The 14,637-nt window shown below is 68.1% G+C and carries 12 protein-coding genes and 1 riboswitch; all 12 genes read right to left on the bottom strand.

The annotated features are described in order from the left end of the window. Positions 1–206: 206 nt before the first annotated feature. Positions 207–1,697 (bottom strand): glycerol kinase GlpK, encoded by a 1,491-nt coding sequence (glpK, locus tag C811_RS05310; protein WP_016308474.1) that lies wholly within the window; start codon positions 1,695–1,697, stop codon positions 207–209. A 153-nt stretch (positions 1,698–1,850) separates the two neighbouring features. Next, the gene (locus C811_RS05305) at positions 1,851–2,957 is read right to left on the bottom strand and encodes an alpha/beta fold hydrolase (protein ID WP_016308473.1); all 1,107 of its coding nucleotides are present in this window, start codon (positions 2,955–2,957) and stop codon (positions 1,851–1,853) included. Then, complete coding sequence (locus C811_RS05300; RefSeq protein WP_016308472.1) at positions 2,950–3,558, bottom strand: L-threonylcarbamoyladenylate synthase; 609 nt, start codon at positions 3,556–3,558, stop codon at positions 2,950–2,952. The genes C811_RS05305 and C811_RS05300 overlap by 8 nt, the downstream gene beginning before the upstream one ends. After that, positions 3,555–5,189: an NAD(P)/FAD-dependent oxidoreductase gene (locus tag C811_RS05295; RefSeq protein WP_016308471.1), complete on the bottom strand. Its 1,635-nt coding sequence runs from the start codon at positions 5,187–5,189 to the stop codon at positions 3,555–3,557. The genes C811_RS05300 and C811_RS05295 overlap by 4 nt, the downstream gene beginning before the upstream one ends. Beyond that, the gene (locus tag C811_RS05290) at positions 5,186–6,610 is read right to left on the bottom strand and encodes an aminoacetone oxidase family FAD-binding enzyme (RefSeq protein WP_016308470.1); all 1,425 of its coding nucleotides are present in this window, start codon (positions 6,608–6,610) and stop codon (positions 5,186–5,188) included. The genes C811_RS05295 and C811_RS05290 overlap by 4 nt, the downstream gene beginning before the upstream one ends. Positions 6,611–6,972: 362 nt before the next feature. Further along, positions 6,973–8,403, bottom strand: coding sequence for an alanine/glycine:cation symporter family protein (locus tag C811_RS05285; protein WP_016308469.1), 1,431 nt, complete (start codon positions 8,401–8,403; stop codon positions 6,973–6,975). A 255-nt stretch (positions 8,404–8,658) separates the two neighbouring features. Then, entirely contained in the window at positions 8,659–10,089 is a 1,431-nt protein-coding gene (locus C811_RS05280) for an alanine/glycine:cation symporter family protein (protein ID WP_016308468.1), read from the bottom strand. A 190-nt stretch (positions 10,090–10,279) separates the two neighbouring features. Next, positions 10,280–10,708, bottom strand: a complete 429-nt coding sequence (locus C811_RS05275; RefSeq protein ID WP_016308467.1) for a pyridoxamine 5'-phosphate oxidase family protein — start codon at positions 10,706–10,708, stop codon at positions 10,280–10,282. 13 nt (positions 10,709–10,721) lie between these two features. Then, positions 10,722–11,522 carry an energy-coupling factor transporter transmembrane component T family protein gene (locus C811_RS05270; protein WP_016308466.1) on the bottom strand — a complete coding sequence of 267 codons (801 nt, stop codon included), beginning with the start codon at positions 11,520–11,522 and terminating at the stop codon, positions 10,722–10,724. Beyond that, positions 11,515–12,525 (bottom strand): energy-coupling factor transporter ATPase, encoded by a 1,011-nt coding sequence (locus C811_RS05265; protein ID WP_016308465.1) that lies wholly within the window; start codon positions 12,523–12,525, stop codon positions 11,515–11,517. Before C811_RS05265 ends, C811_RS05270 begins: the two co-directional genes overlap by 8 nt. Beyond that, the gene (locus C811_RS05260; RefSeq protein ID WP_016308464.1) at positions 12,501–13,460 is read right to left on the bottom strand and encodes an energy-coupling factor transporter ATPase; all 960 of its coding nucleotides are present in this window, start codon (positions 13,458–13,460) and stop codon (positions 12,501–12,503) included. Before C811_RS05260 ends, C811_RS05265 begins: the two co-directional genes overlap by 25 nt. Then, positions 13,461–14,099, bottom strand: coding sequence for an ECF transporter S component (locus tag C811_RS05255; RefSeq protein ID WP_016308463.1), 639 nt, complete (start codon positions 14,097–14,099; stop codon positions 13,461–13,463). Positions 14,100–14,253: 154 nt separating this feature from the next. After that, positions 14,254–14,416: riboswitch (FMN riboswitch) on the bottom strand. Positions 14,417–14,637: the final 221 nt, after the last annotated feature.

Below are 14,637 nucleotides of genomic sequence, written 5' to 3'. Positions count from 1 at the left end.
CGAAGTTTGCTGCACAAAAGCGAGCGCTTCGGAAGCAAACGTCAGCAAGGCGAAAAAGAGGATTGACCGCATTCCCAAAACCACGACACCTCAAGCGGCCAAAGTCGATCCGCGTTCAGAGCGTCGACCGCCACGGCCACCTTGGCTGCGCACGCGGGCGGCAGCCTCGCGTCGCGCAATGCAATCCATCCCAAGACGAAATCGCCTCAGCTGCGCACGCGGGCGACGGCGTCGCGCCAACGAGCCAGACGCTCGGCGCGAGCGGATTCGTCAAAAGTGGGCAGGAAACGCTCCTCCCCTTCCCGCAAAGCTACGAGGGCCGCCGTATCGGGCCAAAACCCCGTCGTGAGTCCCGCCAGGTACGCCGCGCCTAGGGCCGTGGTCTCGGCATTGGCGGGGCGGCGAAGCGAGACACCGAGCATATCGGCCTGGAACTGCATGAGGAAGTCGTTGGCCGACGCTCCCCCGTCCACGTTCAGCACCGACAGCGGCACACCGGCATCCTCGGCCATGGCCTGCGCCAAGTCGCACACCTGGTAGGCCAGCGCCTCCAAGGCCGCCCGCACGATGTGGGCGCGCCCGGCCCCGCGAGTGAGCCCCAGGATAGCGCCCCGGGCATCAGCATCCCACCAGGGTGCTCCCAGACCTGTGAAGGCCGGTACCACCACGACGCCCTCAGTGCTTGCCACGCTGCGGGCTATCCGATCGGTCTCGGCCACATTCTGAATGATGCCGAGCTCGTCGCGCAGCCACTGAATGAGCGCGCCGGCCATAAACACGCTGCCCTCGAGCGCGTACTCGATGCCGTCCGCGCCGGGCGCCGAGGCGGCCACCGTGGTAATGAGCCCGTTACCGCTCGCGCAGGCCTCACGACCCGTGTGCATGAGCAGAAAGCAGCCGGTGCCGTAGGTGTTCTTCGCCTGACCGGCGGAAAAGCAGCACTGGCCGAAGAGCGCCGCCTGCTGGTCGCCCGCCACGCCGGCGATGGGAATGCCCTGCACCAGCCCCGGGTTCGCCGTCTCGCCGAAGAAGCTGGCAGAGGGACGCACCTCGGGCATGAGAGAGGCGGGGATGCCGAAGAGCTCGAGCAGGTAGGGATCCCAGCAGCCCTCGTGGATGTTGTAGAGCATGGTGCGGCTCGCGTTCGTCACATCGGTGGCGTGCACCGCACCGTAGGTGAGCTTCCAGATGAGCCAGCTGTCGATGGTACCGAAGGCGAGCTCGGCGGCCTCGGCCCGTGCCCGGGCCCCGGGCACCTCGCCCAATATCCAAGCGATCTTGCTGGCCGAGAAGTACGCATCGGGCACGAGCCCCGTGCGGGACCGGATCTCGGCGGCCACCACCGGGTCGCTCGCGAGCGCCTCTATCATGGGAGCCGTGCGGCGGCACTGCCACACGATGGCGTTCGCGATGGGCTCTCCGGTGGCGCGATCCCACACTACGGTGGTCTCGCGCTGGTTGGTGATGCCGATGGCGGCCACCTCGTCGGGACTTACGCTGTAGGTGAGCAGAAGCTCGGTGAGGGCTCCCAGCTGCGAGGAGAGGATGTCATGGGGATCGTGCTCCACCCACCCCGGCTGCGGGTACAGCTGCGGAAAGGGTCGCTGCACGCTGCCCACAGCCCGGCCGGCGCGGTCGATGAGCATGGCCCGAGACGACGTAGTGCCCTGGTCCAAGGCGATGATGTACTTCTTCATGGAACTCCTCCTTATTGCCGCTCGCAGCTCGCCGCTGGTCGGAGGTGCCGGATACCTTGATTCGCTCAGACAGTCCTCGCTTTGGAGAACAGGACATTCAGTCCTGTTCTCGTCGCTGCGGAACTCGCTCGGTCAAGGCATCCGGCACCTCCTCTACGCTCTGCCTTGGTTGTGCGCGTTTATCCACTCCAGGACGAAGTCGTAGACTTCGTCCTTGCCGATCTCGTTCAAAATCTCGTGGCGCATGCCGGGGAAGAGCTTCAGGGTCACATCCTCGCCGCCGGCGCGCTCCATCGATTCAGCGGCCCGGGCCACGCCGCGGCCGCAGTCCCCTACCGGGTCGGCATCGCCGGCCACGAAGAGCAGAGGCACCTCGTGAGGCGTGGCCCGGTAGGCCGCGGGGCTGTTGGCGCGAGCGGCCAGCTCGGTCAAGGTGGCGTAGGCGCCGGCCGAGAACATGAAGCCCGCGCGCTCGTCGGCGATGAAGGCGTCCACGACCGCCGGGTCGCGGGAGAGCCAATCGAAGGGCGTGCGGGCGTCCTTCACCTGATGGCTGTAGGCGCCGTCGGCCAAGCTGTGCAGAAGCCTGCTTTTGTAGTCGGCCCCGCGCACCTTGACGATGGCGCGGGCGAGCACGTTGCCCGCCGTGGCCACGACCTCGGGCTGGTTGGCCGTGCCGCAGAGGACGGCACCGGCAAGCCCCCTCCCGAAGCGCGGCAGGTAGTTGCGCAGCACGAGGGAGCCCATGGAGTGGCCGAACATGAAATAGGGCACCTCGGCCGCCACCTGCTGGCTCACGAGCAGGCGCAGCGACTGCACATCGGCCACGAGCGCATCACCGCCGTGCACCGGGTGCATGCGTCCGCGATGGGCCGCAGTGGGAGCCGTGTCGCCATGGCCCACGTGGTCGTGACCGCACACCAGGTAGCCGGCGCGGGCGAGGCAGCGGGCGAAGTCGTCGTAGCGGCCGATATGCTCGGCCATGCCGTGGATGAGCTGCACTACGCCCCGGGGACGGAAGGTGCCGAGGCTCTTCCCCGCTCCCTGGGCGCGATCCTCCCGCAAGGAGGTGGGCAGCCACAGCACAGCGTGCACCGCGCTCTCCCCATCGGCGGAGTCGAACGTGAAATCGATGGGGTCGAGAGAGGCCGCGGCGCTATGGGCCGGAGCGCCGGCCGCAACGACAGCGGGCCCGGTTACGACAGCTGCCGGCTCGCCGGTCTCGCTGATCGGTGAGAGGTCGGTTAGGGAATCAGTCATGGGAGCACTCCTCCAAATCGCGGGAACTGACGGGGCCGCATCGCAGCACGCTCGGCTTGACGGTCGTGCAATCGATCACCGTCGAGGCCAATCCGCCGCCACTGGCGCCGCACGGGCCCTCGAGGACGCCGGCCGTGCGGGAAACCAGATCGCCGTCGAGCAGCTCGGGCACGGCGGCCGCGGGAGCACCCGACAGGTTCGCCGAGGTGACGGCCAAAGGGCAGCCCACGGCGCGGATGAGGGCGAGCACCTCAGGAGAGGCCGGCATGCGCAGGCCGATGGTGCCTTCCGGCGAGCGGAACGCAGGAGGCACCGCCTCGGAGGCCCGCACCACCAGGGTGAGGCCGCCGGGCCAGAAGCGCCGGGCCAACCGATGCACCCAGGGGTGGACTCCGGCGCCGTAGCGGTCGAGGGCCGCCGGGCCTTCCACGAGCCACGCCACGGCCTTGCCGGCGGGGCGCCCCTTCAGGCGGAAAAGCACGCCGGGGTCGTCCACGGCATCCACGGCCACCCCCACCCCGTACACGGTGTCGGTGGGCATGACCACCGCCTCGCCGGCGGCAAGGGCGCCCGCAGCCTCATCCACGGTCAAGAACTTCACGATGGAACCACCTCGCATTCTGAGACGATGGCCTCGGCCACGCGCAGGCCGTCCACGGCAGCGCTCATGATGCCGCCGGCATAGCCGGCCCCTTCCCCGCAGGGATAGAGCCCGGCGATGTTCGATTGGAAGCCCCCGTCGCGCTCGACGCGCACCGGGCTCGAGCTGCGGGCCTCCACGGCGGTCATGACCGCCTCGGGACTTGCGAAGCCATGGAGCTTGCGATCGAGAGCCGGTAGGGCCTCGACCAGGGCGTCGGCCACAAAGGGCGGCAGGCAGTCGCGCAGGTCGCACCAGACCACGCCCCGCGGGTAGGTGGGGCGCACCGTGGCAGACGGCGCTGTCGGGGCCGTGCTGCCCAGAAAGCCGCCGACCGTCTGGGCCGGCGCGGTGTAGGGCGCGTTGCCGCCCGCGCACCCCAGATCATAGGCGGCCCGCTCCAACGCGCGCTGGAAGGCGACGCCCGCCAGGGGGTCGTCGCCGGGTAGGTCGTCGGGGCGCACCTCCACGAGCAGGGCGGCATTGGCGTTGGCGCCGGCGCGGGCATGGCGGCTCATGCCATTCACGCACAGGCCGCCCTCCTCGCTGGCGGCGGCCACCACCTCCCCGCCCGGGCACATGCAGAAGCTGTACACGCCGCGCCCGTCGCCGGTCTTCACGGCCAGCTTGTAGTCGGCCGCCCCGAGGGCCGGATGAGATGCGGCCGTGCCGTACTGGGCCTCGTTCACAAGAGCCTGGGGATGCTCGATGCGCACGCCCACGGCGAAGGGCTTGCGAGCAAGGTTCGCGCCGAGGCGGCCGAGCAGATCGAAGGTATCCCGGGCCGAATGGCCGCAAGCCACCACGATACGGTCGGCTGGAACCGCTTCGATCGCCCCGGTGCGCTCGTCGACGAGAACGGCACCGGCCACGCGCCCGTCTTCCACCGTCACGTCGGCCAGGCGCGTGAGGAAGCGCACCTCGCCGCCCGCCTCTTCGATGGCCCGGCGCAGGTTGCGCACCACACCCACCAGAAGATCGGTGCCGATATGGGGCTTCGCATCCACAAGAATGTCCCCAGGCGCCCCGGCCTGAACGAAGGCCTCCAGCACATGGCGGATGTGCGGGCTCTTGATGCCCGTGTTCAGCTTGCCGTCGGAAAACGTGCCGGCGCCCCCTTCGCCGAACTGGATGTTCGTGCGCTCGTCGAGGGGCGCGCCCGTATTGAAGGCCTCCACGATGGCCACGCGCTCGTCCACGGCGGCCCCGCGCTCCACCACCAACGGTGCCAGGCCGGCCCGGGCCAGGTACAGAGCGCAGAACAGCCCCGCCGGCCCCGCGCCCACGACGATGGGGCGCATCTCGCCGCCGACAACGGCGGGCACCGCCAAGGGCGGCGTCGGCTCGAAGGGGCGCACGGTCACGCCCTTCGCCGGCGAGGGCACTGCCCCGTCGGCCAGGGCCGCGGCCACGGTCACCACCCCGTGCACGTTCGCCTTCTTGCGGGCGTCGATGGAGCGCTTCAGCAGCCGTACCTCGCCGAGGGCCGTCGCCTTCACCCCGAGGGCCCGAGCCACCTCCTTGCGGAAGAGCCCCTTATTTTCAGGGAGCAGCGCGTCAAGGGAGACGGGAATATTCGATGCTTGGATCATCGCCGCCCCCGCTTCCTCGAACCAGCAGGCTCCGAACGGGACGAGGGGGTCTGCGCGCAGCTCCGCAGCGACTGCGACGGTCCTGCGGACCGTCGCACCAGGCAAGGGCTGTCTGAGCACGGCTCCCCCTCGCCCCGCTCGGAGCCGGAGGAGGGTGCCAGCCCCTCCACCGCGCTCTTCCCGGCGAGCAGCCCCGAGGCCCAGGCCCAGTGCAGGTTGTAGCCGCCGCAGGGGGCGTCCACGTCCAGTGCCTCGCCGACGACGTAGAGTCCCGGCACGCCGCGCACCTCGCAGGAGGCAGCGTCCACCGCCTCTACGGCCACGCCGCCGCGATGCACCTGGCACTGGCGCACATCGCCGAGGCCCTCCACCGGCAGCGTGAGCCCCTTGAGCACAGCGGCCACCGGGGCAGCCTCGGCCGCGGCTGCCGGGGTCTTCCCCTTGAGGCCCACGGCGGCCAGCAACACATCGGCCACGGGGGCCAGCACCACGCCGCGCAGCATATCGTCCCATGTTACTTCCCGGCCCAGAGCGGCCCGTAGGGCCTTTCGGCGGTCACGCAGGAAGGCCTCGGTGCGGTCGGCGGGCAGAGCCGGAAGGAAGTCCACGGCCAATGCGTCGCCCACCGCGGCCAGACGGCTCAGGTTGAAGGCGGCGATGCCCGACACACCGTACTTGCGAAACATCACCTCTCCCAACTCCCGCGCCATGACGGCTCCCCCACGACGCAGAACCAGAGCCCCGCGCACGCGGATATTGTCGAGGGGACGACACCAGCGGGTCTCGGTGGCAAGGGGCCCTAGCGTGGGCACCGGTTCGACGAAGGGCAGGCCCTCCGGCAGGAGGTTGCGCGCAACGGCGCCCCCGACGGCGACGATGACCGCGTCGGCCCGTTCGAAGCGCCCATCGGCCAGGCGCAGGGTGAAGGGGCGCCCCGGGCCGCGCGGCGGCTCCACTGCGGCCACGGAGAACCCGCAGCGTTCTTCCACACCCAAAGCGGCACAGGATGCCCGCAGGCAATCGAGCACCGAGGTGGCCTTGTTCGCAAGGGGGTACAGGCGTCCCTCCCCCTCTTCGCGCCACAGCAGGCCGTGATCGGCGAAGAACCGCAGCACGGCGTTGGCGGGACCGGGGTCGGCCGCCCCGTCGCCTTCCGCACCGGCACCCTTCGCCTCCAGGGCCTCCCAGGCCGCGGCCACGAAATCGCCGTGGCGGTAGAGGGCCGCGTCGGGCCGCGCGTTCGAGAAGTTGCAGCGCCCGTTGCCCGTGGCCAAAATGGAGCGGCCCACCCGATCGGACGCCTCGTACACCACGACGGCCACGGCCGCCCCGGCTGCGCGGGCGGCCTTTGCCGCCGCCACCGCCGCCGCAAGCCCCGCCGCGCCGCCGCCTATGATTGCCGCCGTCTTCGCTTCGCGCATACCGCTTCCGCCCGTTCGCCTTCCCGTGCAACTTATGCTAGAATGAGGCCAACGGACCAGCCTGAGGTGATGTGCAGGCGGCACCGTCGTTTAGTTGGGACCGCTAGCGCGAACTAGCGGTCCTTCCTATGTTGGCCCCTCCTGAGCGTCTCGGAGAACGCAACCGCCTCCCTCAGCAACCCGACAACAGCTGTCACCAGGCGCACGATGAAAACGAAGACGTCCAAGCGATTCACCTCCTCTCGAAAAAGAAGGCACCGCCTGGCGCTCAGGACTTACGGCCCGTCGACCATCTGGCCATTCTAACACGAGCGCCCTGCATGGCAGAGCGCTCGTCCGTCACACCATATTTTGCAGAATGATTACTTGCTGTCCAGCTGCGGGATGGGGGTCTCGTCGCGCTCCTCGAGGTTGCCCTCGTACACGTAGTGGCGCGTCTCGCGGGCGATGAGGCCCGAGAGCAGCAGTACCATGATGATGTTGGGGATGGCCATGAGCGCGTTGGTGATATCGGAGACCGTCCAGACCACGTCGCCCACGCCGATGGCGCCGAGGAAGGCCACCAGCACGTAGAGCATCTGGTAGGGGCGGATGGCGCGCTTGCCGAACAGGTAGGTGACGCAGCGGTTGCCGTAGTAGGACCAGCCGAGAATAGTGGAGTAGGCGAACAGGATCATGCCGAAGATGAGGATGGGCGTGCCGATGTAGGGGATCTCGGCGAAGGCCGCCGAGGACAGGGCCGCACCGGCGGTGATATTGCCGGCCATGATCTCAGCCTGCAGGTCGGCGTTGCCGAGCATAGTGGACACGAGCACGAGGCCGGTGAGCAGGCAGATGACCACGGTGTCCCAGAAGGTGCCGGTCATGGAGACGAGCGCCTGGCGCGCCGGGTTGCGCGTAGCGGCCGCCGAGGCCACGATGGGCGCCGAGCCGAGGCCCGACTCATTGGAGAACAGGCCGCGGGCGCAGCCGAACTGCAGCGCCAGCATAAGGCCGGAACCGAGCGCGCCGCCGAAGGCCGCCTTGGCCGTGAAGGCGCTCTCCACGATGAGACAGAGCGCCGGCCAGACAAGCTCCCAGTTCATGCCGAGGATGACCACACAACCCCAGATGTAGGCCAGGGCCATGAAGGGCACGAGCTTCTCGCAGACGTTGGAGATCACCTTCACGCCGCCGAAGATGACCACGGACACCATGATGACGATGGCCAGGCCGATACCCCAAGCCGGTACGCCGGGCAGGTTCGTGGAGATAACCTCAGTCATGGCCGAGGACTGCACGGCCGAGCCAATGCCGAACGACGCGATGGCCGCGAACAGGGCGAAGGCGCCGGCGCCGAGCATGGCCCACCAGGGAGTGTTGCCGGCCTTGTCGATAAAGCCGCGCTTCCAGGCGTACATGGCGCCGCCGAGCATGTTGCCGTTGTGGTCCTTCACGCGGTACTTCACCGCGGCGAAGGTCTCGGAGTACTTGGTGGCGATACCGAAGACGCCGGTAATCCACATCCAGAACACCGCGCCCGGGCCGCCGGCGATGATGGCCGTGCCCACGCCGACGATGTTGCCGGTGCCGATGGTGGCCGACAGGGCCGTGCACAAGGCGCCGAACTGGCTGATGTCTCCGGGGGCGTCGGGGTCCTTGGTTACCGATAGCTTGATGGCCGTCGGCAGCTTCCGCTGGATGAACCCGGTGCGGAAGGTCAAAAAGATGTGGCTGCCCAGCAGCAGCACGAGCATCGGCGGTCCCCATACGAAGCCGTCGATGGCGTTGATGGCGTTCACGATCATATCCATGAATCGCACTCCTCTCCTACGGGCGCGTCGGCACAGGGCCCGCGAGCGTAAGGCCCCCAAGCCCCATCGCGGTCCGAGCCGCCGCCAGAGCGACCCGGGCACTTTAACGCGCTAAAGTACCCGCATTATAGGCAGAGAAGCTGAGCGGCAATGTTAACAATGAGAGAATTACCAGCGAACGGCAGCCGCGCGCCCCGCGCGCCGTGGGGCATGCGCGGGCGCGGAGCGCGGTTTCGCCCGTCGGCGGCCCCGGTGCTACAGCTGGGCCTTGTCCACCACGGGCACGGGCTCGGCGTACTCCTCGTCCAGATGCCCCTCGTAGACGAAATGCCGGGTCTCCCGCGCGATCATGCCCGACAGCAACAGCACCACGATGATGTTGGGGATGGCCATGAGCGCGTTGCCGATATCCGAGATGGTCCACACCACGTCCCCCACCCCGATGGCCCCGAAGAAGGCCACGGCCACGTACACGATCTGATAGGGCTTGATGCCCTTGGGCCCGAACAGGTAGGCCACGCAGCGGTTGCCGTAGTAGCTCCAGCCCAAAATGGTGGAGTAGGCGAACGAGCACATACCGAGCACCAGGATGGGCGTGCCAAACACGGGAATCTCGGCGAAGGCGGCGCTGGCCAGCGCCGCACCGGTGGCGACGGAGGGATCGGCGAGGATCTCCTGGCCGATCTCGGGATGGGCGATCATCGTGGACACAAGCACGAGACCGGTGAGCAGACAGATGACGCCGGTGGACCAGAAGGCGCCGGTCATGGAGATGAGCGCCTGGTCGGCCGGGTTGCGGGTCTTGGCGGCGGCCGCCACAATGGGGGCGGTGCCCAGACCGCTCTCGTTGGAGAACAGCCCGCGGGCGCAGCCGAATTGCAGGGCCATGATCATGCCGGAGCCCACGGCCCCGCCGAAGGCGGCCTTCGCCGTGAAAGCGCATTCCAGGATGAGCCCCACGGCCTGGCCCAGCACCGGGGCGTTCATGGCCATGATGACGAGGCAGCCGAGGGCGTAGGCGCCGGCCATGACGGGCACGAGCCATTCGCACACCCGGGCGATGGAGTTCACGCCGCCGAAGATGACCGCCGCCACGGCCACCACGATGACCAGACCCACGGCCACAGCCGGAATGGCGGGAATGGACGAGGTGACAATACCCGAGATGGCCGCCGCCTGCACCGCCGAGCCGGTGCCGATGGTGGCGATGATAGCGAAGGCGGCGAAGGCCACGGCCCCTAGCGTCGCCCACCAGGGCACCGTGCCATCGGGCCGGGCGAAGGCCCGCTTCCACACGAACATGGCGCCGCCCATCATCTGGCCGCGCCGGTCGCGCACGCGGTACTTCACCGCCGCATAGGTCTCCACGTATTTAGTGGCAATGCCGAACAGGCCGGCGATCCACATCCAGAAGATGGCACCCGGGCCTCCTGCCAGAAGCGCCGTGGCCACGCCCACGATGGAGCCGGTGCCGATGGTGGCCGCCAGCGCCGTGGCCAGGGCCCCGAAGCTGGAGATATCGCCTTTGCCGTCGGGGTCGCGGTGCACCGACCTGCGGATGGCCGCCGGCAGCTTGCGCTGGATGAAGCCGGTGCGGAAGGTGAGGTAGACGTGGGTGCCCAGAAGGAGCGCGATCATCGCGGGGCCCCACACGATGGAGTCGATAGTGGTGAGGATGTCAGTCATAGGATCCTTATAGAGCCTGACCGTCGGTGGAGGGGCCGAAGGCCTCGTGCTCGGTCAGGTCCTCGCTTTCGGAAATGTTGGTGTAAGAATTTTACACCAACATTTCCGAGACTGCGGAATCTGCGCGCGAGCCCTTCGGCCCCTCCACCGACTACCCATAAGGAACGAATCGGCTACAGCCAGCTGACCACTATAGCTCAACGGGGTTCCAGCTGCCGTCGATATCGCAGATCCAGGCCTCGGCCTCTTCGATGGTGAAGAAGGTAAGGCGCTCGTCGTCGGCGCTCGCCCAATCTTCCCCGAGGGCCACCATGTGCTTGAAGCCCTCTTCGCGGGTACGGGCGTCGGCGGTGTCGGTCAGGTTCGCCTTCCCGCGCAGGATCACCCATCCGGCACCCGACTTCCAGGCGGTCAGCTCCACGGAGGGGTTCGCGGCCATCTCGCGGTAGCAGTCCTTCGTGGTGGCGGTGCAGAACTGGATATCGCCGTCCTGCATCATGGCGAAGCTGAAGGGGCGCACGTGGGGCCGCGGCCCTTCCGGAGTCTCCTCTACGGTGGACAGGTACCACGCGGGAACGCTGGTCAGGTAGCTGACGATGGTCTCTTTTCCTTGGGACATGGGAAATTCCTTTCTAAATGAAGTTCACGGCGATGACGGCGGCCAGCATAAGCAGAATGGCACCCGTGCCCACGCCGTCGCGCCAGGTGAGAGCAAGGGGGTTCAGGCGCGTTATGCCCACGCCGCCGTGGTAGCAGCGCGCCTCCATGGCGCCCGAGAGCGTCTCGGCGTGCCGAAAGGCGCTCGCGAACAGCGGCACCATAAGGGCCGTGAGCGTGCGCACGCCCCCCTTGAAGGGGTTCACGTTGAAATGGGCCCCGCGGCTGACCTGGGCCCGGTAGATGACGCCGAGCTCGGTCATGAACTGAGGCAGGAAACGCAGGGCGATGCCGAGGATCATGCCGAGCTCGTGAGCGGGTAAGCCGATGCGGGCCAGCGGCGCCATGAGACGCTCGAAGGCCGCAGTGATATCCAGAGTCGTGGTGGTCAGCGTAAGCAGGCTCATACCCATAAGCAGCAAAAGCAGACGACAGCCGATGAAGACGGCCGATTGCAGGCCCTTCTCGCTGATGCAGATAACGCCCCACTGGAAGTACACCTGGCCGCCTTGGACGAACAACACGTTCAGAAGCGCCGTCAGCACCACGAGCACAAGCAAGGGCGCCAAAGCGCGCACCACCTGGATAAGCGGGATGCGCGACGCCGCATAGAAGCCGACGACGAACAACGCCGCCACCGCCAGGGAAAGCGGGGTGGCAGCGCAGAACACCGCCGCCATGAGCACGAGGGACAGCACGAACTTCACCCGCGGATCCATGGCGTGCACCACCGACTCCTCGGGCCAGTACTGGCCGATGATGGCACGCTCAGCCATGATCGACACCGCCCTCGGCGCACAGGTCGCCGCAGGCAGCCCCCGGAGCGGCATTGCCGGCATCGGCAGCCACCTCGCCCGTGCCGTTCGCGATGCCATCCAGCTGCGCGGCAATATCGGCCGCAAGCGCCTCCTCGTCGTAGAGCGCGCGGTTAAGAGCAAACCCCGCCTCGCGCAGGGCGTTCGCGAAGGCCTGGGGCGCCGGGGCGGCCAGCCCCACCGCCTTCAAGGCCGCCGGGTCGGCGAAGACCTCGGCGGGCGCGCCCAGGGAGAACACGCTGCCCTCGGACAGCACGAGGATGCGGTCGGCCAACACCGCCAGATCCTCCATAGAGTGCGACACCATCACAACCGTCATCCCCGAGGCGTGAAACGATGCGATGAGCGCCAGGAAATCGGCGCGGGAAAGCGGGTCCAGGCCGGCCACCGGCTCGTCGAGCACGAGCACCTCGGGCTCCATGGCGAGTACGCCGGCGAAGGCCGCACGGCGCTGCTGACCGCCGGACAGGTCGAAGGGGCTGCGCTCGCCGATCTCGTCGACCGACAGGCCCACGAGGGCGAGGGCCTGTTCCACCCGGCGCGCCACTTCGTCTTCGGACAGCTTCATGTTGCGCGGCCCGAAAGCCACATCATCGTAGACCGTGGTGGCGAACAGCTGGTTCTCGGGGTACTGGAACACAAGGCCCACCCGACTGCGCACCTTGGCGGCCACGCCCTTGGCCGCCAGGTCCTCCCCGTCGGCAGTCACCCGGCCGCAGGTGGGGTGCACGAGCCCGTTCATATGCTGGATGAGCGTGGACTTGCCGCTGCCGGTATGCCCCGCCACACCGAGGAATTCCCCCGGCTCCACGGCAAACGTCACCTCGCGCAAAGCCCAGCGCGCATCGGGGGCGTTGCCCCAGTCGGCGCGGCGCTCCTGCTTCTCGGCGGCCCGCTTCCCGCGGCGGCGCTTCGCCTGGCCGCCGTCGTAGGAGTAGCTCACATCTTCGAACGCAAGGCGCATAGCTCCTCCTTCAGCTCGTCGTCGGACACGCAGGTGCGCACGGGCACGCCGCTGGCCTGCAGATCAAGGGACAGGCGGCAGGCAAACGGCACCTCCAAGGACAGCGCCCGCAGCTCGTCGGCCCGGGTGAGCACCTCGGCGGGCGCGCCGTCGAGCACCACCGCGCCGCCGTCGAGCACCACCACCCGCTCGGCCGCGGCGGCCTCCTCCATGTAGTGGGTGATCATCACCACGGTCATGCCCGCGACGTGCAGCTCGCGCACCACCCGCATGAGCCCGGCGCGCCCGCGCGGATCGAGCATGGCCGTGGCCTCGTCCAGGATGAGGATGGCCGGGTCCATGGCCAGCACGCCGGCAATGGCCACGCGCTGCTTCTGGCCGCCGGACAGCGCGTGAGTCTCGTGCTCCTCGAAGCCCATGAGGCCCACCTCGGCGAGCGCCCGAGTCACCCGCTCGCGCAGCTCCGGGTTGGGCACGCCCAAATTCTCGGGACCGAAGGCCACGTCGTTCTCGATGAGGCTCGCCACGATCTGGTCGTCCGGATTCTGGAACACAAGCCCGGCGTTGGAGCGGATGAAATAGGTCTGCTCGGGGTCACGCGTGTCGCACCCGAACACGCGCACCTCTCCCTCGTCGGGCAGAAGCAAGGCGTTTACGTGCTTGGCGAGCGTGGACTTGCCCGAGCCGTTGCCGCCGAGCAGGCAGAGGAACTGCCCCCGGGGCACCGTGAGGTCCAGATGGCGGAAGACGAAGCGCTCGCCGTCGTAGGTGAAGCCCGCGTCGCGGAAATCGACGAACACCTCTTCGGCGGAGCCGTCCGTACGGGCGCCCGACTCAGCGCCGCCCTGCAGCGAGCCGGCCGGGGAGGCATGACCGTCGGGCGCGGTTGCGCCCGCAGCGGCGATTCGGTCGGAAGAGGGGACAGATTGCGTCACTTAGAAGCCCTTCACTTGGTCTTTCTTCGGTGTGATGAGATTTGAGATGGCCTTGTACACGATAAGGGTGAGCACCGAGTTCAGAATGCCCTTCGCCAAGTTGAACGGAATGAGGATGGGCACGATCATGGCCACCACGGCGTCCACCGGCACCCCGAGCCAGGCGGGCGTGACCACCAGGTTGCCGAGCACGGCCATGACCACGGCCACCACAATGCCGAGCACAAGCCCGATGACGGCGCCCTTGAAGTTATGGATGCGCTGGTAGACGATGGCGGCCGGCAGCACGTAGCCGATGACCACGAGGAAGTTCATGAGCGCGCCGGTGAAGTCGGCGAACAGGATGCCATGGGCCACTACGGAAATGACACCGCAGGCAAGGCCGGCGGCGGGCCCGTAGGCGAAGCCGCATACCATGGCGGGCATGAACGAGGCATCGTAGGACAGCCACGCCACACCGGGCAGCAGCGGGAACTCCACGAACGTGAGCAGCACCGAGATGGCGCAGAGCAGCGCGATGGTCACGAGCACGCGGGTGGACCAGCGGTTCGTGTTGGCCAGGGCACGCTGGGCCGTGGGAGTCTTCGCGGGGCGCACGGGGCTTGCCGCAGCAGGGTGGTTGGTGGGCTTGTCGGCCATGGGAATCACCTTCTTCCGGCGAGGTATCTTGTCTGCGCGGATTCGCCTTCCCCTCGCCAGAAAGAAAACGAGCCCGTATGAATTCGGTTCATACAGGCCTCGTCGGTTCGCGCTCCCCTTGCCGGGTGCCGGCCCCGTAAGACCGGCGCGCGAACATCTGCCTCTTCCATCCGGACTGTAACCGTTGGCCCCGGATTTTCACCGGGTCAGCCTGGAAGCCGCATGGGCTTCGCAGGGTCGCGGGCTTGCCGGAAGCGCTCGGATGCGCCGCCGTGCTTACCGCCAGTGAGGATTTCCACCTCGCCCTGAAACAGAATTCACGGGATGCATTGTAGGGCAGGCGGGCCGAACACGCAAGCCTCCGGACTATCGGCGACGGCGTAAAGTTGATGGGGGCGGAGGCTCCCGCATCCTAGAAGGCCATGCCCGAGTCCAGGCCGGCCGCGAGCGGCACGACGGGCGCCATCTGCGCCACGCTGGCGCGATGGGGCGGCTCGTACCCGCTCCCGACGGATTGTACCACCTCCGAGGCCCTCGC

Origin of the sequence: Adlercreutzia caecimuris B7 (assembly GCF_000403355.2) — a bacterium.
GTDB classification, from domain to species: domain Bacteria; phylum Actinomycetota; class Coriobacteriia; order Coriobacteriales; family Eggerthellaceae; genus Adlercreutzia; species Adlercreutzia caecimuris.
The sequence above is the reverse complement of the archived record's forward strand: the minus strand, read 5'-3'. Positions and strand labels throughout refer to the sequence as shown.

Bases quoted from the DNA above. Each gene is read 5' to 3' on its own strand.
- glpK (WP_016308474.1), bottom strand. From the start codon at position 1,697: ATGAAGAAGTACATCATCGCCTTGGACCAGGGCACTACGTCGTCTCGG.
- C811_RS05275 (WP_016308467.1), bottom strand. From the start codon at position 10,708: ATGTCCCAAGGAAAAGAGACCATCGTCAGCTACCTGACCAGCGTTCCC.
- C811_RS05265 (WP_016308465.1), bottom strand. From the start codon at position 12,525: ATGCGCCTTGCGTTCGAAGATGTGAGCTACTCCTACGACGGCGGCCAG.
- C811_RS05280 (WP_016308468.1), bottom strand. From the start codon at position 10,089: ATGACTGACATCCTCACCACTATCGACTCCATCGTGTGGGGCCCCGCG.
- C811_RS05255 (WP_016308463.1), bottom strand. From the start codon at position 14,099: ATGGCCGACAAGCCCACCAACCACCCTGCTGCGGCAAGCCCCGTGCGC.
- C811_RS05270 (WP_016308466.1), bottom strand. From the start codon at position 11,522: ATGGCTGAGCGTGCCATCATCGGCCAGTACTGGCCCGAGGAGTCGGTG.
- C811_RS05305 (WP_016308473.1), bottom strand. From the start codon at position 2,957: ATGACTGATTCCCTAACCGACCTCTCACCGATCAGCGAGACCGGCGAG.
- C811_RS05285 (WP_016308469.1), bottom strand. From the start codon at position 8,403: ATGGATATGATCGTGAACGCCATCAACGCCATCGACGGCTTCGTATGG.
- C811_RS05295 (WP_016308471.1), bottom strand. From the start codon at position 5,189: ATGATCCAAGCATCGAATATTCCCGTCTCCCTTGACGCGCTGCTCCCT.
- C811_RS05290 (WP_016308470.1), bottom strand. From the start codon at position 6,610: ATGCGCGAAGCGAAGACGGCGGCAATCATAGGCGGCGGCGCGGCGGGG.